The organism is Amycolatopsis sp. NPDC004747 (genome assembly GCF_053601335.1).
Map to the genome: position 1 here is coordinate 1 of NZ_JBSGBQ010000055.1, position 19,879 is coordinate 19,879.

The window sequence follows — 19,879 nt, forward strand, 5'->3', positions numbered from 1 at the left end:
AGCCCACCGCGGACGTCGAAGGAGATGTCCAGCGTCGTGCGGAACGCCTGCGACATCTCCAGGCCCTGCATGTTCTTGAAGCTGCCGTGGTAGACCACCTCCTGCATCGAGGGGTCGAAGAACAGCGTCAGGTACACACCGGTCAGCAGCAGGATGATGAAGCTGTAGAGCGCGATCTCGCCCAGCAGGAACGACCAGTGCGTCGGGAACACCTTGTTCATCTGGTGCCGCAGGCCCTTGGCCAGGTGATACCGCTGGTCGGCATTGTTCGCCGCGTCGCCCAGCGCCTTCTCGACCGGGCTCGACCCCTTGGTCGGCGTGGTGAGTGAACTCATGACTTACGCTCCCAAAAGGCCGGACCGATGGCCTCGATGAAGTCGCCTCGCGCGATCAAGTATCCCTCTTCGTCCACCGTGATCGGTAGCTGGGCCAGCGGCCGGGTCGCCGGGCCGAAGATCGGCTTGGCGTAGTGGAGGGCGTCGAACTGCGACTGGTGGCACGGGCACAGGATGCGGTTGGTCCGCTGCTCGTACAGGGAGGTCGGGCAGCCGACGTGGCTGCAGATCTTCGTGTACGCGTAGTAGTCGCCGAAGTTGAAGTCCTCCTGGCCGGCCCGCTTGACCACCTTGGCGGCGTCGGTCGGGCGCAGGCGGATCAGCATGACCGGGTTGTCGACCCGGGTCAGCGCCTTGGCCAGCGCTTCGGCGTCGTTGCGCTCGGACTCGCGGAACGGGAACACCGTCTCCATCGCGCCCGCGTCGAGGTCCTCGGCCTTGACCAGCGAGATCTCGGTCGGCTTGTCGTGCTCCACCTCGACCGGCTTGCCGGTCGCGCGGCGCATGTAGACCTTCTCGCCGGGGAAGTTCGGCTGCCAGCCGGTGTGCCACAGCGAGTCACGGGACTCGCTGTCCTTCCACGGGTTCTTGATGAAGGACGCGACCGGCAGCGCCGCGGCGGCGAGGCCCAGCGCACCGGCACCGGCGATCGCCGAGCGCTTGATCAGCGACCGGCGGGCGATGGTGCTGCGGTTCCCGGCGTCGGCCAGGTGCGCGAGGATCGTCTGGCGGTCGACCTCGGCCGACCCTTCGCCCTGGTTGTCGCTGCGCTGCTGCACCGCGACCTCGGCGGGCACGAACTTCTTCGTGTACAGGATCACGCCGATGCCCAGGCCGAGGATGGCCAGACCGAGCGTGAGCCCCAGCATCGGGGTGTACAGGCTGTACCAGAAGTGGCCGCTCTCGTTGTCCGGCGCCTCGTACTGCCACGGCCACCAGATCAGCGAAACGACGAACCCGATCCCGGCCAGCGCGGACAGGCCGAACCAGAACGCGACCAGGCGCTCGGCCCGCTTCTCCGCGCGGGTGCCCTCCACGGGCCACGGGGTCGGGTACTCGACGATCTCGACGCCGTCGAGCTGCCCGCCCAGCTTGACCAGCTGGTCCCGGTCCATCTCAGCCAGTTCCGCCTCCGACGGCGGCTTCGGCCCCTCGGCACTCATGCCTTCGATCCAATCCACAACGTCACGCCGATCAGCGCGGCGATCCCGACGATAAAGGCGATGACGCCCTCCGAAGCGGGGCCGACCCCGCCGAGGCCGTTACCACCCGGGTCATTGTTGCCGTCCGACACCGACTTCACGTAGGCGACGATGTCCTTCTTCTCCTCCGGCGACAGCTGCCGGTCGGAGAACTTCGGCATGTTCTGCGGGCCGGTGAGCATGGCCGTGTAGATCTGCTCTTCGCTGGCCGGGTCCAGGTTCGGCGCGTACTTGCCGGCGGACAGCGCACCACCGCGGCCGGTGAAGTTGTGGCACGAAGCGCAGTTGAGGCGGAACAGCTCGCCACCGCGGGCCGGGTCGTCGCCGCGCAGGGCCTCGCCCTTCTCGGCGGGACGCTGGACGCCGCCGCCGTGCGCCTGGATGTAGGCGCCGACCGCGTCGATCTCGGCCTCGGTCAGCTTCGGCGGCTTCCGCGCGGCCTGCGCCTCCTGGCGCGCGGCCGGCATGCGGCCCGAAGAAGTCTGGAAGTACACCGCGGCGTCGCCGATGCCGATCAGGCTCGGGCCGCGGTCCTGCACGCCCTCGAGGTTCGCGCCGTGGCAGGCGATGCAGGTGTTGTTGTAGACCTGCTCGCCGAGACGCAGCTGCGCCGGCGTGCCCTGGGCCTGCGCGGTCTGCGGCTCCGGGGCGAACGCGGAGTAGAGGAAGCCGACGCCCACCAGCGCGATGCCGAGCGCGAGCAGGCCGGCGAACCGCCTCCGCAGCTTCGACCGCGCGCGGTAGCGGCGCTCCGAGGATTTCGTGCTGGTGGTCATCTTGCGGCAACCCTTGCTGTCAGTTCAGGCCGATGGTGAAGGTGGTGGCGGCTGAGGCGGACCTACGGAAGGAGGTAGATCACACCGAAGAGGCCGACCCACACGATGTCGACGAAGTGCCAGTAGTAGGACACGACGATCGCCGACGTGGCCTGGGCGGGCGTGAACTTGCTCAGTTTCGTGCGGATGAGCAGGTACACGAAGGCGATGAGCCCGCCGATGACGTGCAGGCCGTGGAACCCGGTGGCGAGGTAGAAGACCGTGCCGAACGGGCCGGACGGGATCGTCATCCCCTCTTCGACCAGGTTGTGGTACTCGTTGGCCTGGCCGCCGACGAAGATGGCGCCCATGATCAACGTGATGATGTACCAGCGGCGCAGCCCGTAGACGTCGCCGCGCTCGGCCGCGAACACACCGAACTGGCAGGTCAGCGAGGACAGCACGAGGATCACCGTGAACGGGATCGCGTACGCCACGTTGAGCTTGAACTCCTCGCCGTGCAGCGGCGGCGGCCACTGGCCGGACGAGTTCTGCGCCTTGACGGTGAAGAACATCGCGAACAGTCCGGCGAAGAACATCAGCTCGCTGGAAAGCCACACGATGGTGCCGACACTGACCATGTTCGGCCGGTTCAGCGAGTGGACCCGCTGACTGATGGTGGGAGCTGCCGTTGTCACGCGTCGCATTATGTCCTCTCGCACCACCGCTCCGCCGGGTGGGTCCACGGCGAGCCGTCTGCGTAACCGATCACACCGGATGCCCGGGAAGGTGAGAGCTACTCATGGGTTTACTCGACCGCCTGCTTGACCTGGTCAAGAAGCGGGAAACGCCCGGTCTGAGCGTCGACGCGCCCGGCCTGAAGATCGTCGCCGAGGCCTTCGACCCGGTCGTCGCGGACTCGGCCGTCCTCGCCGGTTCACCCGCCTGGGTCAGCACGGCACCGGCCGTTCTGCGGCACCACCTGCTGCTGCCGCCGGACCGGCTCGCCGAGGCGGCCTCGATCCTCGCCCAGGACGGCTATGAGCTGCGAGAACCCGCTTCGGACGGCGCTCTGACGCGGGTGCTCGCGGTCCGCGTCCAGCTGCTCGACGCCCTGCACTGCGCGCAGGAACGGTCCCGGATGGCGGGTCTCGCGCAACGATTGGGCGGCGACGCGCTGGGCTGGGACGCGCAACAGCCGGAGCCCACCGCGTGATGTCGGTCTCGGCCGATACGATCGGGGCGCGAGTGGCGCGGTGACGAGAGGGAGGCAGCTCAATGGCCGAGCAGTCCATGCGGGTCCTGGTGTTCAGCCACAAGGCGGAGGTGCGCGAAGCGATCGTGAACGCGGTCGGCCGGCGGCCCGCCGCCGACCTGGCGCGCGTGGACTACGTCGAGGCGGCCGGCATCGCCGACGTGCTGTCCGAGGTGGACGCGGGGAACGTCGACCTGGCCATCCTGGACGGCGAAGCGCAGCCGACCGGCGGCATCGGCCTGTGCCGGCAGCTGAAGAGCGAAATCGCCGACTGTCCCCCGATCGTGGTCGCCGTGCGGCGCAAGGACGACCGGTGGCTGGCCACCTGGTCGCAAGCGGACGCCGTGCTGGTGCACCCGCTGGACCCGCTGACCGCCGCGGAGACCGTCGCCGACGTGCTGCGCGCGCGGCGGGTCCCCGTCGTGAACGGCTGAGCCCGGTGACCGCCCCGGTCCCCCGCACCTGGCCACCCCTGCTCAAGCAGCTCGTCGCGGGCGCCGACCTCTCCGCGGAGGACACGGCGTGGGCGATGGACCAGATCATGAGCGGCGCGGCGAGCCCGGCCCGGATCGCCGGGTTCGCGGTGGCGCTGCGCGCCAAGGGCGAAACGCCCGAGGAGATCGCCGGCATGGTGGCCACGATGCTGGCGCACGCCCGGCGGGTCGAGCTGGACCGCCCGGCGGTCGACATCGTCGGCACCGGCGGCGACGGCTCCAACTCGGTGAACATCTCGACGATGGCGACGATCGTCACGGCGGCGGCGGGCGCGCCGGTGGCCAAGCACGGCAACCGCAGCGCGTCGTCGAAGTCCGGCGCGGCGGACGTCCTGGAGGCGCTCGGCGTCACCATCAGCCTGCCGCCGGAAGACGTCCGGCGCAGCCTCACCGAGGTCGGCATCGGGTTCTTCCTGGCCTCGGCGTTCCACCCGGCGCTGCGGCACGCGGGCCCGGTGCGCAGCGAGCTCGGCATCCCGACGACGTTCAACCTGCTCGGCCCGCTGACCAACCCGGCCCAGCCTGGCGCGGCGCTGATCGGCTGCGCGTACGCGGACAAGACGCGGGTGCTGGCGGAGACGTTCGCCCGCCGCGGCACCCGCGCCCTGGTGGTCCGCGGCGACGACGGCCTCGACGAGATCACCACCACGACGACGTCGACCGTGTGGGTGGTTTCCGCAGGCACGGTCACCGAGCGCAGCTTCGACCCGGCGTCGGTGGGCATCCCCCGCGCGACGGCGGAGGACCTGCGCGGCGGCGACGCTGCGGCGAACGCCGAGGTGGTCCGCGACCTGGTGGGCGGCAAGCCGGGCCCGGTCCGCGACGCCGTCCTGCTGAACGCCGCGGCGGCTCTGGCGGCCTTCACGGGCTTCTCGGAGTCCTTGGAGGAAGACCTCCGGGCCGGTCTGGCTCGCGCGGCCGAGGCGATCGACTCGGGCGCCGCGGCCACGCTGCTGGACCGCTGGATCGCGTTCAGCTGACCCGGCCCCGCGTGCCTGCGGCCGCAACTCGCGTGATCGAAGCCGCAACTCGTGGGTTCCGGCCCCGATCACGTGGGTTACGTCCCTGATCACGCGGGTCACGGGCCTGATCACGCGGGATCCGGGCCCGGTCACGAACGGCAGGCCGGTTCGGGGCTGGTTGCCGGGGCCGGTGACCGCGGGGCCGGGCCGGCCGGCTTCGCCGGTGCGGCGGCGGGCTTGCGGCTGCGCTGCGGTGCCAGCGCGGCCGCCAGGACCGCCAGCATGCCGAGCCCTTCGAGCCAGCTCGGGCGGTGGCCGTAGAAGGCGATGTCGACCAGGACCGCGACCACCGGGTAGACGTAGGACAGCAACGCCACCGTCGTCGTCGGCAGCTTGCCGATGCTCGCGTACATCAGCACGTACATCAGGGCCGTGTGGACGGTCCCCAGCAGCACCAGCCAGAGCAGCCCCGAGGTCGTCGACGGCAGCGGCGTGAGCAGCAGCGCGGGCGCCAGCACCAGCGCGCCCACCGTCGTCTGCACCGCGGCCAGCAGGTGCGGGCGGATGTGCTTCAGCTGCTTCGCCACGAAGGACGCCCCGGCGTACAACACCGCCGCACCCAGGGCCAGCGCGATGCCCGCGAGCTGCACCGGCTTGCCGTCCTCGCCGTGGGCCGACAGCGAGATCAGGGCCACACCGCCGAAGGCGATCCCGGCCCGGGCCAGGTGGCTCTTGGCGACCTTCTCGCCGAGGAAGGCCGCCGCCAGGCCGACCAGGATCAGCGGCTGGGTGTGGTAGACCACCGTGCTGACCGAGATCGACGACAGCGCGTACGAAGCGAACAGCAGCACCCAGTTGCCGACCAGGAACAGCCCGCCCAGCACGGCGAGGCCGAGGTCGCGGCGCGACGGCCGCCAGGCCTGCAGCCAACCGCGGGACAGGCACCAGAGCACGAGCAGCGCACCGCCGACGAAGCAGCGGGCGAAGGCCACGGCGGGGGCGGCCGCGCCGCTCTCGAGGACGACGGCGCCGATCGTGCCGGACATCGCCATCGCCGCGGACCACTGGAGCAGCGGGCGGGTTTCCGAATTCGTCATGCCGACCAGGTTCGTCGCGATCGGCGCGGCCAACCAGTGTCAGAGATGACAACGACCGCAAACCTTGTGACACACTGGCCGCCATGGACGTCAACCGGGTCGCCGTGGTGCTCGCCGACCGCGTTTCGCCGTTCGAGCTGGGTGTCGCGTGCGAGGTGTTCGGCACCGACCGCAGCGCCGACGGCATCGAAGGCTGGGACTTCGCCGTCTGCTCGCCGGGTGGGGCGGAGGTCGAGAGCTGGTCCGGGTTCGGGCTGTCCCGCCTGCGGGACATGGACTTCGCGGCGTCGGCGGACCTGCTGATCGTGCCGACGTGCGCGCCCCGGACCGCGCCGCCGCCGGCACCGGTCCTGGACGTCCTGCGCGACGCGGCCGGGCGGGGCGCGTGGGTGGCGGGGTTCTGCGCCGGGGTGTTCTCCCTGGGGTACGCGGGGCTGCTCGACGGCCGCCGCTGCACGGTCCACTGGGTGTACGAGGCGGAGTTCCGGCAGCGGTTCCCGGCCGCGGAGGTGGACCCTCAGGCGCTGTACGCCGACGACGGCGGCATCTTGACCAGCGCGGGCACCGTGGCGGCCGTCGACCTGTGCCTGCACCTGGTCCGCCGGCTGCGCGGGGTCGCGGCGGCCACCGCGCTGGCCCGGCGGATGGTGGCGGCCCCGCACCGCGCGGGCGGCCAGGCGCAGTTCGTGCAGGCACCGGTCCCGGCGACGGCGGCGGGCGACGACGCCGTGGTCGCGGAGGCGCTGGAGTGGGTGGAGCGGCGGCTGGACCAGCCGTTCACGGTGGCGGAGCTGGCCCGCCGCAGCGGCCTGGGCGAGCGGACGTTCCTGCGCCGCTTCTCGGCGGCGACGGGCACCACCCCGCACCGCTGGCTGACCGAGCGGCGGCTGGACCGCGCCCAGGCCCTGCTGGAGGAGGGCGGGCTGTCGGTGGAGGACATCGCGGCGGCGTGCGGCTACGCGTCGGCGGCCGCGCTGCGGCACCAGTTCAGCCGCCTGCGGGGCACGAGCCCGTCGTCGTACCGGACGGCTTTTCGAGGCTGAAACGCAAACCGGCCGCCACACCGAGGTGCGACGGCCGGTCCGAACCGGGGTTCAGTCGTGCGACGGGCCCGTGTGGTACTCGAACACCAGACCGCCGATGGTGATGAGCAGCGCGACCAGCGCGATGACCAGCAGCCAGATGTGGAAGAACGCCAGCGCCACGGCACCGAGCGCCGCGGTGGCCGCCATGCCGATCGGCCAGTAGCTGCCCGGGCTGAAGAAGCCCAGCTCGCCCGCGCCGTCGCTGATCTCGGCGTCCTCGCGGTCTTCCGGACGCGGCTCGATGCGGCGGGCGACGAACTGCATGTAGCTGCCGGCCAGGAACGCGAGACCGCCGGTGAGGAACAGCGCGACGATGCCCACCGGCTCGGGGCCGTGGGTCGCGGCCAGCGCGGTCCACACCCAGTACACGGCCGCCATGAACACGGCGAAGATCGCCACGATGAAGAAGATGCGGGCTTCGACCTTCATGGTCTTTTCCTACTCCTGTTGTCCGCTGGGCGTCAGTTGGACGCGGTGCGTGCCGTGCGGTCGGTGTTGAACGGCTGGGTGGTGACCGCGTGCGGGGTGCACAGCTCGCCGCAGTTCATCTTCGCCAGCGCCTCGGCCGCCGTGTAGCCCTGGCCGGTCGACGGGTTCGTCTGCTTGCGCAGCGCGATGTACTGGTCGTACTTGTCGGCCGACAGCGCGCGGACCTCGAAGTTCATCACCGAGTGGTAGGTGCCGCACAGCTCCGCGCACCGGCCGACGAAGGAGCCTTCGCGGTCGATCTTGTTCTGGAAGGAGCTGTCCTGGTTGTTCTTCTCCGGGTTCGGCATGACGTCCCGCTTGAAGTGGAACTCCGGCACCCAGAAGGAGTGGATGACGTCGGTGGAGACCAGGTCGTACTGGATGGTCTTGCCGACCGGGAGCACCAGGAGCGGGATCTCGCCGGACGAGCCGACGGTGCTGACCTGCTGCCCGTCCGCCTTCTTCGCGGACTCGTCCTCGTACTTGAACTCCCAGTTCCACTGGAAGGCCACGACCTGGACCTTGACGTCCGGGTTCGGGATCTTGTCGAGCACCCGCGACTCGGTCGTCGCGGTGAAGAAGAACAGCACGCAGACCATGATCGTCGGGACGACGACGGTGAACAGCTCGAGCGGGATGTTGTACTGGAACTGCCGGGGCAGCTCCTCCGGCTCGCCGTCGGCCGTCTTCTTCTTGCGGTGGAACGTCGCGGTCCAGAAGATCAGGGCCCACACGATGACGCCGACGACCAGCGCCGCGACCACGGTCCAGGTCCAGAGGGTCCGCATTTCGTCGGCCTGCTTCGTGACGCCGACCGGCCAGCCGAACCGCAGGATCTCGTCGCCGGAGCAGCCCGTCGCGGTCAGCGCGACCAGCACGGCCAGCGCGGCGACCTGCACGGTGCGCTTCCCCAGGGTGCGCTCGGGTTGTCCCACTGCGCCTCGCCCTTTCACCCAGAGCCTCCTACGACCGATCTTTGTGACAGCCGGACTCTAGCCGAGTTGGCCCATCCCGCTGACCAAGGGGTAACCAACGACGCGCGTGGTACTCGCCACGACCGCCCCGGCATACTGGGGCCTTCCCCCAGCCCGGTGAAGACCCTGAAGGTGTGTGAGTACCCGTGTGCGGCCTGCTTGGACTGATCTGCGCGACCGAGACCGGCGCGGCGAACGCGCGTGACGCCGTCGGCGCGGCCATGCGCTGCCAGCGCCACCGCGGCCCCGACGAGCAGGACACCTGGGCCGACGCCGAGGTCGTCTACGGCTTCAACCGGCTCGCCTTCATCGACGTCGAGCACGCGCACCAGCCGCTGGTCTGGGGCCCGCCCGAGGCGCCGGGCCGCTACACCATGAACTTCAACGGCGAGATCTACAACTACCTGGAGCTGCGGGCGGAGCTCGCCGAGCAGCACGGCGCGAAGTTCGAGACCGAGGGTGACGGCGAGGCCATCGTCGCCGGTTTCCACTACCTCGGCGCGGACTGGGTGAAGCGCCTGCGCGGCATGTTCGCCTTCATGATCTGGGACTCGCAGGAGAAGCGGGTCTTCGGCGCGCGCGACCCGTTCGGCATCAAGCCGCTGTTCTACTCGGCCGGCCCCGAGGGCGTGGCGTTCTCCAGCGAGAAGAAGAGCCTGCTGGAGCTGTCGGACGTCCTCGGCGTCGCCCAGGAGCTGGACCGCAAGGCGCTCCAGCACTACCTGGTGCTGCAGTACGTGCCCGAGCCCGAGTCGCTGCACACGGCGATCCGCCGCGTGGAGTCCGGGACGTCGTTCGAGGTGGTGCCCGGCGGTGAGGTGAAGTTCACCCGCTACTTCCACCCGCAGTTCAGCGCGAAGCCGGTCAACTCGCCCGCCGAGGCCGAGGAGCTGTACCAGCGCATCGCCGACGTGATGCGCGACTCGGTCGGCAAGCACATGATCTCCGACCCGGACGTCACGGTCGGTGCGTTCCTCTCCGGCGGCATCGACTCCACGGCCACCGCGACGCTGGCCAAGGAGCACAACCCGAACCTGATCGCGTTCACCACCGGGTTCGAGCGCGAGGGCTACTCCGAGGTCGACGTCGCCGCCGAGTCGGCCGCGGCGATCGGCGTGAAGCACGTGGTCCGGACGGTATCGGCGGACGAGATGATGGAGGTGCTGCCGCTCATCGTCTGGTACCTCGACGACCCGGTGGCCGACCCGGCGCTGGTCCCGCTGTGGTTCATCGCCCGCGAAGCCCGCAAGCACGTCAAGGCGGTGCTTTCGGGCGAAGGCGCGGACGAGCTGTTCGGCGGGTACACGATCTACAACGAGCCGATCTCGCTGGCGCCGTTCGAGAAGATCCCGGGCGGCATGCGCAAGCTGATCGGCAAGGTCTCGACGAAGATCCCCGAGGGCACCCGCGGCAAGGACCTGCTCCGCCGCGGCGCGCTGCCGCTGGAGGACCGCTACTACGGCAACGCCCGCAACTTCCGCGACGACCAGCTGCGCAACGTGCTGAAGACCTACCAGGAAGGCGTGGGCTTCAAGGACGTCACGGCGCCCTGGTACGACGTCTCGCGCGGCTGGGACCCGGTGGCCCGCATGCAGCACGTCGACCTCTACACGTGGCTGCGCGGCGACATCCTGGTCAAGGCCGACAAGGTGACGATGGCGAACTCGCTGGAGCTGCGGGTGCCGTTCCTCGACGCCGAGGTGTTCAAGGTCGCGGCGTCGATCCCGCTGGACCAGAAGCTCGCCCACGGGACGACGAAGTACGCGCTGCGCCAGGCCCTGGCCAAGATCATCCCGGCGCACGTGCTGAACCGCCGCAAGCTCGGCTTCCCGGTCCCGATCCGGCTGTGGCTGCGCAACGAGATGTACGACTGGGCGAAGGGCATCATCTCGGACTCGAAGACCGAGGAGCTGCTGGACAAGAAGGCGATCCTGGCGCTGCTCGAGGAGCACAAGGCGGGCCAGCTGGACCGCAGCCGCCAGCTGTGGGCGCTGATCGTGTTCATGCTGTGGCACGGGATCTTCGTCGAGCACCGGATCAAGCCCGAGATCCCGGAGCCGGTGTACCCGGTCAAGCTCTGAGCGAACGTGACGAAGGCCCCGCACCGGACCGGTGCGGGGCCTTCCTCCGTGCCGGGGGTCAGGCCGCGGGCAGGACCGCCGAGATCTCCTCGGCCGCGTCCGGGCCGAACGCCTCGCCGATGCGGGCCAGGGCTTCGGTGCGGTCGAACGTCCACTCCTGCGTGCCGACCGTCTCCAGGACCAGCACCGCGATCAGCGAGCCGAGCTGGGCCGCGCGCTCGACGCCGAGACCGCCGTCGAGGCCGGCCAGGAAGCCCGCGCGGAAGCCGTCGCCGACACCCGTCGGGTCGGCCTTCGCCCGCTCGGGGACCGCGCCGATCTGCAGGGCGACGCCTTCCTTGCCGACGATCTCGACGCCCTTCTCCCCCAGCGTCGTGATCCGCAGGCCGACCTGGTCGAGGACGTCGGCCTCGGTCCAGCCGGTCTTCTGGAGCAGCAGCTCCCACTCGTAGTCGTTGCTGAACAGGTACTTCGCGCCCGCGACGAACGCACGGGCCTGCTCACCGGTCATCCGGGCCAGCTGCTGCGACGGGTCGACCGCGAAGGCGTACCCGCGCTGACGGCACTCCTCGGCGTGGCGGATCATGCCCTCCGGGTCGTCCGGGCTGATCAGCACCAGGCTCAGCCCGCCGGCGCGCTCGGCGATCGGCTGCAGCTCGATGTTGCGGGACTCGGCCATCGCGCCGGCGTAGAACGTGGCGATCTGGCAGAGGTCTTCGTCGGTGGTGCAGACGAACCGCGCGGTGTGCGCGACCTCGGACACGTGCACGCCCGAGGTGTCCACGCCGTGCCGCTCCAGCCAGGAGCGGTAGTCGGCGAAGTCGGCACCGACGGCGCCCACGAGGACCGGCTGGAAGCCCAGCACCCCGAGGCCGAAGGCGATGTTGGCGCCGATGCCGCCGCGCCGGACCACCAGGTCGTCGGCGAGGAAGCTCAGCGAGACCCGGTGCAGCTGCTCGGCGACCAGCTGCTCGGCGAACCTGCCCGGGAAATGCATGAGGTGGTCGGTCGCGATACTGCCGGACACCGCGATCCTGGCCCTGTCTGCCACCGGCTGCTCCTTCGTCGTGTTCGACCTCACGGCAAAAAGCGCGAAGTTACCTCCGGGTCATGACCCATCCGGGTAGTTCGCGCGTGCCCAGCCGACACTACCGGCTGGTACTCCTTCTCCAGTCGAGAGCGGATCAATAGCGTTACGAATCGTGAACGCCGTCACCGAACCCGAGACCCTGTCCGAGCTGATCGCCGACTGCGCGCTCATCCCGGCAACGCTCCAGGCCGAGCGCCTGCCGCTGCCCCGCGTCACGGCCAAGCCGTGGCAGGTCGACGAAGCGTGCCACGCCCAGGTGGCCGAGCTCGACGCGTACGTGTAGCTCCGCAGCAACGGAGAAGGCCCCGCCGCCCTTCCGGGCGACGGGGCCTTCTCGCGGTGGCTCTTCCGGCGGTCGGCTCAGTGGAACGAGTCGCCGCAGGCGCAGGAGCCGGTGGCGTTCGGGTTGTCGATCGTGAAGCCGGACTTCTCGATCGTGTCCACGAAGTCGATGACGGCGTCGGACACGTACGGCGCGCTCATCCGGTCCACGGCGACCTTGAGGCCGTCGAACTCCCGGAACAGGTCGCCGTCGAGCGTGCGCTCGTCGAAGAACAGCTGGTAGCGCAGGCCCGCGCAGCCACCGGGCTGGACGGCGATGCGCAGGTGCATGTCGTCGCGGCCCTCCTGCTCGAGCAAGGCCTTCGCCTTGGCAACCGCGGCGTCGGTCACCGAGACGCCGTGCGTCTCCTCGGCGGTCTCGGCCTGCGTCGCGCCGGCGTGCTCAGCGGTCGTCATGGCACTCCCTCTAAAGTCGAACTCGCTGCGGATACTCCTCGTGCTGACGTGTTCAACACGCAGGACGTCCGTTCTGTTCCCCCACCATGGTCGCACATGGATCGACCTGGTGAACGGCGGCGTGACGCCTGCAATACCCTGGTGAGGTGAGGTTCCTGCGCCGAAGCACCACAGACACCGCCGCCGAAGAGCCGGAGACGACGGAAGCCGTCGACGTCGCCGGCAAGGCGTACACGCCCGGTAAGGGCAAGGCTACGCCGAAGCGCCGCGACGCGGAGGCGAAGAAGCGTGGCCCGGTGGCGCCGCCGCCCACCACCATGCGTGAGGCGATGAAGCGCAACAAGGAGCTGCGCAAGGCGAACCCGCAGACCAAGGAAGACCGCCGCGCGGCCGCCAAGGCCCGCCGCGACGCGATGATGCGCGGCGACGACAGCGCCCTGCTCCCGCGCGACAAGGGGCCGGTCAAGCGGTACGTCCGCGACCTGGTCGACAGCCGGCGCAACCTGCTCGGCCTGTTCATGCCGCTGGCCATCGTGGTGTTCCTGGCGCTGCTGGTGCCGCTGCCCCAGGTCCAGTCGTACATCACGCTGCTGTGCACGGCGATGCTGCTGGTGATGGCGATCGAGGGCTTCGTGAACGGCCGGAAGATCGCGAAGCTGGTCCGGGAGAAGTTCCCGAAGGAAGCGGTGAACGGCCGGTCGATCGGCTGGTACGCGTTCGTGCGGGCCTCCCAGATCCGGCGGCTGCGGATGCCGAAGCCGCGGCTGAAGCCCGGGGACCCGATCCCGAACTGAGCGGTTTCCGAGAAGCCGGGCCCAGCGCTGCTCGACCCGGCTTCTTGCTGTCCGCAACCAGGCGGGCGTGGCCGGAGTCACCCCAGGTCGTTAGCAAAGCAAACGATTACCGCCTAAGCTCGGGCCCATGGAGTTTCGTCGTCTCGGCCGCAGTGGCCTCAACGTCAGTGAGATCTCGTACGGGAACTGGCTCACCCACGGTTCCCAGGTCGAGGAAGACCGGGCCCACGCCTGCATCAACGCCGCCCTCGACGCCGGCATCACGACCTTCGACACCGCCGACGCCTACGCGAACACCGCCGCCGAAGCCGTGCTCGGGCGGGGGCTCAAGGGGCAGCGGCGGGAAAGCCTCGAGATCTTCACCAAGGTCTTCTGGCCCACCGGCCCCAAGGGCCCCAACGACCGCGGCCTGTCCCGCAAGCACGTCATGGAGTCGGCGCACGCGTCCCTGAAGCGGCTCGGCACCGACTACGTCGACCTCTACCAGGCGCACCGGTTCGACCGGCACACCCCGCTCGAAGAAACCATGGTCGCCTTCGCCGACCTCGTCCGGCAGGGCAAGGTGCTCTACGTCGGCGTCTCCGAATGGACCGCCGAGCAGATCTCCCGCGGTGCCGCCCTCGCCCGCGAGCTGCACATCCCGCTCGTGTCGAACCAGCCGCAGTACAACATGCTCTGGCGCGTCATCGAAGAGCAGGTCATCCCCACCTCCGAGCGCGAAGGCCTGAGCCAGATCGTCTGGTCGCCGATCGCGCAGGGCGTGCTCACCGGCAAGTACAAGCCCGGCCAGGCCTACCCCGAAGGCTCGCGGGCCACCGACGAAAAGGGCGGCGCCGACATGGTCGCCCGCTTCCTCGACGAAGACGTCCTCAAGCGCGTCGCCCAGCTCGAACCGCTCGCCGAGCAGGCCGGCCTCAGCCTCGCCCAGCTGGCCGTGGCGTGGGTGCTGCAGAACCCGAACGTCGCCTCGGCGATCATCGGGGCTTCACGGCCGGAGCAGGTGCACGAGAACGTCAAGGCCGCCGGCCAGAAGCTCGACGCCGACCTGCTCAAGGCCATCGACGACGTCCTCGGTGACGTCGTCGAGCGCGACGCGAGCCTGACCAAGAGCCCCTAGTCTTCGAAGGTTCCGGCCTGGTTGATCCGGCCCTGGAACGGCACCCCGAGGTCGAACGCGTCCTCGGGGGCCATCCGGGGCTCCAGGCCGAACCCGCGCAGCAGGCGGCCGGCGCCGGCCAGCCGGTCGCCGCCGCGCCCGGGCACGCGCGAAGGCGTGAGGCCGTGCGAAACCAGCAGCGTTTCGACTTCGTCGATCAGCTTGTACGGGTCGTACTCACCCACGGACCCAGGTCTTCCCCGTGATCCGCTCGTAGACCTCGGTGTAGCGCTGCCTCGTCTGCTCGACGATGTCCGCCGGGATCTCCGGCCCGGGCGGGGTCTGGTCCCAGCCCGTCGTCCGCGACCAGTCGCGGACGAACTGCTTGTCGAACGCGTGCTGCGGGCGGCCCGGCTCCCATTCGTCGGCCGGCCAGAACCGCGACGAGTCCGACGTCAGGACCTCGTCGCCGAGGGTCAGCGTGCCCTCGGTGTCGAAGCCGAACTCCAGCTTCGTGTCGGCGATGATGACGCCCTGGGCCGCGGCGTGCTCCGCGCCCTTCGTGTAGATCTCCAGCGTCAGCTCGCGAAGCCGCTTCGCGGTGTCTTCGCCGATCTCGTTCATCACCTCGTCGAAGGTCATGAACTCGTCGTGGCCGGTGTCGGAGATCTTCGTCGTCGGCGTGAAGATCGGCTCCGGCAGCTTGTCGCCCTCGACCAGGCCCGGCGGCAGCGCGACGCCGGAGATCTTGCCGTCGCGCTGGTACTCGCGCAGGCCCAGGCCCGCCAGGTAGCCCCGCGCGATGCACTCGACCTGGACCATCTTCAGCGGCTTGCAGCGCATCGCCCGCCCGGCGAACTCCGCCGGCACGTCGGTGGTCGACACGACGTGGTTCGGGACGACGTCGGCCATCCGGTCGAACCACCAGGCCGACAGCTGGTTGAGCAGCTTGCCCTTGTCCGGGATCGGCGTCGGCAGCGAGACGTCGTAGACCGAGACGCGGTCGGACGCGACCAGCAGGATGTCCCCGCCGTCGAGTTCGTACAGGTCACGGACCTTGCCCGCGTGGATGTGCTTCATTCGCCGTCCTCAGTCGTGTACTCGTAGAAAACCCAGTGGTCGGGCAAGGCGGCGGACTCACCGTACTCGACGACCGTCCCGTCGGCCGCCAGGAAGGTGCTCCGGCCGAGCAGCACCGGCGACCCGGCGGGCAGCCCCAGCTCGGCCGCCTCCTCCTCGCCCGCGCGGCCCGCCGCGTGCCGTTCCTGCGTCGTCGCGATCCTCGTGCCCAGCCGGGCGGCCGCGTGGGCCGCGGTGCCCTCGACGATCCGCTCCGCCACCAGCAGCGCCGGCGCCTTCGCCGACAGCGCGCCGTCGAACCACGACGTCGACGTCGACAGCGGCCGCGAATCGGGACCGTACGTGGTCCGCCGCCGCCGGATCACCGGGGCACCCTCCTCCAGGCCGAGTGCGGCCGCGGCGCGTTCCGACGCCGGCTCGAGGCCGGCCGAGCGGATCACCGCGTAGTGGCCGGGCGGGTAGATCCGGCCCGTCCGCACCGTGGCGGCGGTGCGATCGCGGGCCGTGCGGTGCAGGCCGCCGCGGTCGACGACCGTGCCGACGCCGCGCACCGGCCGCACGAGCCCCTGCGAGCGGAGCGTGGCCAGCACCTTCGTGGCCGTCGCCATGGCGACGGCCCAGGTGCGCGCGATCTCGCGGGCGGACGGCACCGCGTCGCCCTCCTGCAGCCGGCCGGACAGGATGTCGTCACGGATCCGGCCCGCGATCTGCAGGTACGGCGGCTCAGGGCGATCGAGGGTGGGCAAGGTGGCTCCTCACGCCGGAAATCACGCACAAGTGTTCTAGCACGCCGGGGGGTGTCCCACAAAGGCCTGTTCAGAACCACCCAGGTGTACTAGTACACGCACTGGACTGTGCTCTAGTACGCAAGTTACCCTCGAAAGTGTGTCCCCGCCCACAGCACACTCCGGTTCGAGCGGCCAGGGCCTCGAGGAACTCCTCGAGGAGCTCCGGCGCCGCAAATGGGTGCTGCACCTGTTCGGCGGCCGTGAGGCGCCGGAGATCTACGCGGCCGTGCACCGCTGGCCCACCTGCGTGGACGTCATCATCCTCCGCGACGAGCACCGGGCCAGCGCCTACCGCGTGCCGACCTTCCCGGGCACGGACGTGTTCAGCCCGCGGGTCGTCACCTGGCAGTACCACGCCACCCCGGTGTGGACGCTGCGCGCGGTGCTCACCCTGGCGGAGCCCGGCACCCCGGGCGCCCCGCTGCAGGCACTCCGGCCACAGCCGGACTGCCGGATCCCGCCGGAACTGCGCCACGACGTCACGATCCGGCCGACCGGGACGCACCGGGAAGGAGACGACGGTGGCGGCCCGCCCGCGTGCGCCTAGCGGTCACCGGGCGAGCAGCCGCTCCGCGACGACGAGGTCGTGGGGGTAGGTGATCTTGAGGTTCTCGGGAGCCCCCGGGACCCAGCGGATCGGCAGGGAGGAGAAGCGCTCCATGCACGACGAAGTGTCCGTACCCACGAAGCCTTCGCGCTCGGCCTTCTCATAGGCCTCGAGCAGCGGTCCGGCCCGGAAGCCCTGAGGCGTCTGGACGCGGATCGCGCCGGGCACCTGGGCGACCAGGTGCCCGGCATCCACCTCGACGACGTCGTCCGCGGCCAGGCCCGGCACAGCCCCCCCGTCCTCGCGTGTCCGGGCCAGCACCGCACCGACCAGTTCGGGGTGGACCAGCGGCCGGGCCGCGTCGTGCAGCAGCACGGCGTCGACCCGGCCGCCCTTGATTCGGGGCGCGAGGTGGCGCAACGCGTTCAGCTCGGAGGCCTGGCGTGTGTCGCCGCCGTGCACGACCTCGACGCCGTCGCCGGCCACCTCCTCGGCCAGTTCGCGGTCCTGCGGCCGGATCACCAGCACCAGCACGCCGATGCCGGGAACGTTCCGGAAGGCGTCGAGCGACCAGGCCACCACCCGCCGGCCGGCCAGCGGCAGGTAGACCTTGTTCAGCTTCGCGCCGACGCGGGTGCCCGCGCCACTGGCCAGCACCACCGCGGCCGCCGTCGTCTCCACGAGCCGCGAGACTACCGGCCCGCCCTTCCCGGTAGGTTGGCCGCAGCGATGCCGTGCTGAAGAAAGGGCCTGGTGTGGAGCCGGAAAACATCGAGTTCCCCGAGATCACCCCGCCCGACGACCACGCCCGGTCCGCCGCCATCGCGCTGCACGACAAGCTCGTCAAGCCCGCCGGTTCGCTCGGGCGGCTCGAAGAGCTGGGCGTCTGGATCGCGGCCTGCCAGGGACAGTCGCCGCCGCGGCCGTTCACCCGGCCGCGGGTCGTCGTCTTCGCCGGGGACCACGGCATTGCCGCCAAGGGCGTCTCCGCCTACCCCGCCGAGGTCACCGCGCAGCTGCTGGGCACCATGCTGACCGGCGGCGCCGCGATCAACGTGCTGGCCGCCGCCGCGGGCGCGAGCGTGCGCGTGGTCGACCTCGCCGTGGACACCGAAGCTCCGGCGACCCGTTCGATCGGCGAGTTCAAGGTCCGCCGCGGCTCCGGCTCCATCGACGTCGAGGACGCGCTGACCGCCGACGAGGTGCGGAAGGCGATCCGGGCCGGGATCGCGATCGCCGACGCCGAGGTCGACGGCGGGGCGGACCTGCTCATCCCCGGCGACCTCGGGATCGGGAACAGCACGCCGGCGTCGGTGCTGGTGGCGGCGCTGACCGGCAGCGAGCCGGTCGCCGTCGTCGGCCGCGGCTCCGGCATCGACGACGACGCCTGGATGCGGAAGGCCGTCGCCGTGCGCGACGCCCTGCGCCGGGCTCGCGCCGTGCTGGCCGACCCGGTCGACCTGCTGCGCACCGCGGCCGGCGCGGACATCGCCGCGATGGCCGGGTTCCTCGCCCAGGCCGCGGTCCGGCGGACGCCGGTGGTGCTGGACGGGCTGGTCGCGTGCGCCGCGGCGCTCGTCGCGGAGGACCTCGCGCCGGGGGCTCGCCGGTGGTGGGTGGCCGGGCAGCGGACCGCCGAGCCGGCGCACGCCCTCGCGCTGGAGCACCTGGACCTGGGGCCGTTGCTGGAGCTGGACGTGCGGCTCGGCGAGGGGACCGGGGCGGTCACCGCGCTGCCGCTGTTGATGATGGCCGCCCGGGTGCTTGCCGAGACCGCGACGCACGAGCAGGCCGGCGTGTCCGGTCCGGTGATCGCCGCTCCGGCTTCCTGAACGGCGGAAGCGGCCCCCGGCGGAACCGGGGGCCGCTTCCACGACGCGTCAGCCGAGCTTGACCATCCAGTGGTCCGGGTCGGGGCGGGTGCCCTCCTGGATGCCGGTCAGCTCTTCGCGCAGCTTCATCGTCAGCGCGCCCGGCCGGCCGTCGGCGATGGTGAACTCGCCGCCCGCGTGCTTGACGTGGCCGACCGGGGTGATCACCGCCGCCGTGCCGCAGGCGAACGTCTCCGTCAGCTCACCCGAGGCCGACGCCTTCTCCCACTCCTCGGTGGAAATCCGGCGCTCCTCGATCTTGTACCCGAGCCGGGAAGCCAGCTGCAGCAGCGACTTGCGGGTGACGCCGGGCAGCAGCGACCCCGTCAGCTCCGGGGTCACCAGGCGGGCGTTCTCGCCCGAGCCGAAGACGAAGAACAGGTTCATCCCGCCCATCTCCTCGACCCAGCGCCGCTCGACCGCGTCGAGCCACACCACCTGGTCGCAGCCCTTCTCGACGGCCTGCGCCTGCGCCACGAACGACGCCGCGTAGTTGCCGGCGCACTTGGCCGCGCCGGTGCCGCCGGGCGCCGCCCGGACGTACTCCGTCGACAGCCAGACGCTGACCGGCTTCACGCCGCCCGCGAAGTACGAACCGGCCGGGGACGCGATCACCGTGTACACGTAGTCGGCGGCCGGGCTGTTGACGCCGAGCCCGGTGGACGTCGAGATCATGAACGGCCGCAGGTACAGCGAATCACCCTGCCGGGTGGGCACCCACCGGCCGTCGACGGCGATGAGCTCCCGCAGCGACTCGACGAAGACCTCCTCGGGCAGCTGCGGCATGGCGAGCCGCTCGGCCGACTGGCGGAAGCGCGCGGCGTTGGCGTCCGGGCGAAACGACGCGATCGTGCCGTCCGGCTGGCGGTAGGCCTTGAGACCCTCGAAGATGGCCTGGCCGTAGTGCAGCACCGACGTCGCCGGGTCGAGGGTGAAGGGCGCGTACGGGCCGACCTGGGCATCGTGCCAGCCTTCGGCCTTCGACCACTTGACGGTGACCATGTGGTCGGTGAAGTGCAGCCCGAACCCGGGCGTCTCGAGTACCTCCGCGACACGGTCCGCGCTCGCAGGACTCGGGTGCGGGACATGGGCGAACTGTGTCGTGGTCGTCATGGCTAGACGATACCGCTTGCTCGGACGCGCGTTAGTCGGATGTCCATCTGTTCC

The 19,879-nt window shown here is 70.7% G+C and carries 23 protein-coding genes and 1 pseudogene; 10 read left to right on the forward strand and 14 right to left on the reverse strand.

The features are described from left to right. The 4 genes and pseudogenes from ACWEGE_RS44980 to ctaE form a co-directional block, all read right to left on the reverse strand. A pseudogene (locus ACWEGE_RS44980) lies at nucleotides 1-335 on the reverse strand (cytochrome b); the annotation flags it as partial. Continuing rightward, a complete protein-coding gene (gene qcrA, locus ACWEGE_RS44985; protein WP_449666647.1) occupies nucleotides 332-1,498 on the reverse strand; it encodes a cytochrome bc1 complex Rieske iron-sulfur subunit in 1,167 nt (388 codons plus the stop codon). The gene qcrA and the pseudogene ACWEGE_RS44980, both read right to left, overlap by 4 nt. Further along, nucleotides 1,495-2,313, reverse strand: a complete 819-nt coding sequence (qcrC, locus tag ACWEGE_RS44990) for a cytochrome bc1 complex diheme cytochrome c subunit (protein WP_449666648.1) — start codon at nucleotides 2,311-2,313, stop codon at nucleotides 1,495-1,497. The genes qcrA and qcrC overlap by 4 nt, the downstream gene beginning before the upstream one ends. 62 nt (nucleotides 2,314-2,375) lie before the next feature. Beyond that, complete coding sequence (ctaE, locus tag ACWEGE_RS44995; RefSeq protein ID WP_364582535.1) at nucleotides 2,376-2,999, reverse strand: aa3-type cytochrome oxidase subunit III; 624 nt, start codon at nucleotides 2,997-2,999, stop codon at nucleotides 2,376-2,378. Between the two features lie 95 nt (nucleotides 3,000-3,094). Here ctaE and ACWEGE_RS45000 point away from each other — a divergent pair, with 95 nt between their 5' ends. The 3 genes from ACWEGE_RS45000 to trpD all read left to right on the forward strand — a co-directional run bounded on the left by ACWEGE_RS45000 (nucleotide 3,095) and on the right by trpD (nucleotide 5,021). Further along, nucleotides 3,095-3,508, forward strand: a complete 414-nt coding sequence (locus tag ACWEGE_RS45000) for a hypothetical protein (protein WP_449666649.1) — start codon at nucleotides 3,095-3,097, stop codon at nucleotides 3,506-3,508. Between the two features lie 62 nt (nucleotides 3,509-3,570). Then, nucleotides 3,571-3,981 (forward strand): hypothetical protein, encoded by a 411-nt coding sequence (locus ACWEGE_RS45005; protein ID WP_449666650.1) that lies wholly within the window; start codon nucleotides 3,571-3,573, stop codon nucleotides 3,979-3,981. A gap of 5 nt (nucleotides 3,982-3,986) precedes the next feature. Continuing rightward, a complete protein-coding gene (trpD, locus tag ACWEGE_RS45010; protein WP_449666651.1) occupies nucleotides 3,987-5,021 on the forward strand; it encodes an anthranilate phosphoribosyltransferase in 1,035 nt (344 codons plus the stop codon). 131 nt (nucleotides 5,022-5,152) lie between these two features. Here trpD and ACWEGE_RS45015 read toward each other — a convergent pair whose 3' ends face one another. Then, nucleotides 5,153-6,100: a DMT family transporter gene (locus ACWEGE_RS45015; RefSeq protein ID WP_449666652.1), complete on the reverse strand. Its 948-nt coding sequence runs from the start codon at nucleotides 6,098-6,100 to the stop codon at nucleotides 5,153-5,155. Nucleotides 6,101-6,183: 83 nt separating this feature from the next. Between ACWEGE_RS45015 and ACWEGE_RS45020 the strand changes: the two genes are divergently transcribed. Further along, complete coding sequence (locus ACWEGE_RS45020) at nucleotides 6,184-7,143, forward strand: GlxA family transcriptional regulator (RefSeq protein WP_449666653.1); 960 nt, start codon at nucleotides 6,184-6,186, stop codon at nucleotides 7,141-7,143. 51 nt (nucleotides 7,144-7,194) lie between these two features. Here ACWEGE_RS45020 and ACWEGE_RS45025 read toward each other — a convergent pair whose 3' ends face one another. After that, on the reverse strand, nucleotides 7,195-7,614 hold the full coding sequence (locus ACWEGE_RS45025) for a cytochrome c oxidase subunit 4 (protein WP_449666654.1): 420 nt from the start codon (nucleotides 7,612-7,614) through the stop codon (nucleotides 7,195-7,197). Between the two features lie 32 nt (nucleotides 7,615-7,646). Continuing rightward, nucleotides 7,647-8,588 carry an aa3-type cytochrome oxidase subunit II gene (gene ctaC / locus ACWEGE_RS45030; protein WP_449666655.1) on the reverse strand — a complete coding sequence of 314 codons (942 nt, stop codon included), beginning with the start codon at nucleotides 8,586-8,588 and terminating at the stop codon, nucleotides 7,647-7,649. Nucleotides 8,589-8,773: 185 nt separating this feature from the next. Here ctaC and asnB point away from each other — a divergent pair, with 185 nt between their 5' ends. Then, entirely contained in the window at nucleotides 8,774-10,708 is a 1,935-nt protein-coding gene (asnB, locus tag ACWEGE_RS45035) for an asparagine synthase (glutamine-hydrolyzing) (RefSeq protein ID WP_449666656.1), read from the forward strand. A 58-nt stretch (nucleotides 10,709-10,766) separates the two neighbouring features. Here asnB and ACWEGE_RS45040 read toward each other — a convergent pair whose 3' ends face one another. Next, nucleotides 10,767-11,759, reverse strand: coding sequence for a carbohydrate kinase family protein (locus ACWEGE_RS45040; RefSeq protein ID WP_449666657.1), 993 nt, complete (start codon nucleotides 11,757-11,759; stop codon nucleotides 10,767-10,769). 151 nt (nucleotides 11,760-11,910) lie between these two features. Between ACWEGE_RS45040 and ACWEGE_RS45045 the strand changes: the two genes are divergently transcribed. Beyond that, nucleotides 11,911-12,081: a hypothetical protein gene (locus tag ACWEGE_RS45045; protein WP_449666658.1), complete on the forward strand. Its 171-nt coding sequence runs from the start codon at nucleotides 11,911-11,913 to the stop codon at nucleotides 12,079-12,081. Between the two features lie 77 nt (nucleotides 12,082-12,158). On the opposite strand, the gene ACWEGE_RS45050 is transcribed toward ACWEGE_RS45045, so the two are convergent. Next, nucleotides 12,159-12,536: a HesB/IscA family protein gene (locus ACWEGE_RS45050; RefSeq protein WP_449666659.1), complete on the reverse strand. Its 378-nt coding sequence runs from the start codon at nucleotides 12,534-12,536 to the stop codon at nucleotides 12,159-12,161. Between the two features lie 146 nt (nucleotides 12,537-12,682). Between ACWEGE_RS45050 and ACWEGE_RS45055 the strand changes: the two genes are divergently transcribed. Beyond that, complete coding sequence (locus ACWEGE_RS45055) at nucleotides 12,683-13,330, forward strand: DUF3043 domain-containing protein (protein ID WP_449666660.1); 648 nt, start codon at nucleotides 12,683-12,685, stop codon at nucleotides 13,328-13,330. A gap of 127 nt (nucleotides 13,331-13,457) precedes the next feature. Continuing rightward, the gene (locus ACWEGE_RS45060) at nucleotides 13,458-14,447 is read left to right on the forward strand and encodes an aldo/keto reductase family protein (RefSeq protein ID WP_449666661.1); all 990 of its coding nucleotides are present in this window, start codon (nucleotides 13,458-13,460) and stop codon (nucleotides 14,445-14,447) included. On the opposite strand, the gene ACWEGE_RS45065 is transcribed toward ACWEGE_RS45060, so the two are convergent. The 3 genes from ACWEGE_RS45065 to ACWEGE_RS45075 are packed head-to-tail and all read right to left on the reverse strand — an operon-like array spanning nucleotide 14,444 to nucleotide 16,252. Beyond that, nucleotides 14,444-14,671 (reverse strand): hypothetical protein, encoded by a 228-nt coding sequence (locus ACWEGE_RS45065; protein WP_449666662.1) that lies wholly within the window; start codon nucleotides 14,669-14,671, stop codon nucleotides 14,444-14,446. The genes ACWEGE_RS45060 and ACWEGE_RS45065 overlap by 4 nt on opposite strands. Then, a complete protein-coding gene (locus ACWEGE_RS45070; protein WP_449666663.1) occupies nucleotides 14,664-15,506 on the reverse strand; it encodes a phosphoribosylaminoimidazolesuccinocarboxamide synthase in 843 nt (280 codons plus the stop codon). The genes ACWEGE_RS45065 and ACWEGE_RS45070 overlap by 8 nt, the downstream gene beginning before the upstream one ends. Further along, the gene (locus ACWEGE_RS45075; RefSeq protein WP_449666664.1) at nucleotides 15,503-16,252 is read right to left on the reverse strand and encodes a GntR family transcriptional regulator; all 750 of its coding nucleotides are present in this window, start codon (nucleotides 16,250-16,252) and stop codon (nucleotides 15,503-15,505) included. The genes ACWEGE_RS45070 and ACWEGE_RS45075 overlap by 4 nt, the downstream gene beginning before the upstream one ends. A 139-nt stretch (nucleotides 16,253-16,391) precedes the next feature. Between ACWEGE_RS45075 and ACWEGE_RS45080 the strand changes: the two genes are divergently transcribed. After that, nucleotides 16,392-16,841, forward strand: a complete 450-nt coding sequence (locus tag ACWEGE_RS45080; protein ID WP_449666665.1) for a hypothetical protein — start codon at nucleotides 16,392-16,394, stop codon at nucleotides 16,839-16,841. 3 nt (nucleotides 16,842-16,844) lie between these two features. On the opposite strand, the gene ACWEGE_RS45085 is transcribed toward ACWEGE_RS45080, so the two are convergent. Beyond that, nucleotides 16,845-17,522, reverse strand: coding sequence for an IspD/TarI family cytidylyltransferase (locus ACWEGE_RS45085; RefSeq protein WP_449666666.1), 678 nt, complete (start codon nucleotides 17,520-17,522; stop codon nucleotides 16,845-16,847). 74 nt (nucleotides 17,523-17,596) lie between these two features. On the opposite strand from ACWEGE_RS45085, the gene cobT reads away from it, so the two are divergent. Further along, nucleotides 17,597-18,673 carry a nicotinate-nucleotide--dimethylbenzimidazole phosphoribosyltransferase gene (cobT, locus tag ACWEGE_RS45090; protein WP_449666667.1) on the forward strand — a complete coding sequence of 359 codons (1,077 nt, stop codon included), beginning with the start codon at nucleotides 17,597-17,599 and terminating at the stop codon, nucleotides 18,671-18,673. Between the two features lie 48 nt (nucleotides 18,674-18,721). Here the strand turns inward: cobT and ACWEGE_RS45095 are convergent, their stop codons facing one another. Continuing rightward, the gene (locus ACWEGE_RS45095; RefSeq protein ID WP_449666668.1) at nucleotides 18,722-19,825 is read right to left on the reverse strand and encodes a branched-chain amino acid aminotransferase; all 1,104 of its coding nucleotides are present in this window, start codon (nucleotides 19,823-19,825) and stop codon (nucleotides 18,722-18,724) included. Nucleotides 19,826-19,879: the final 54 nt, after the last annotated feature.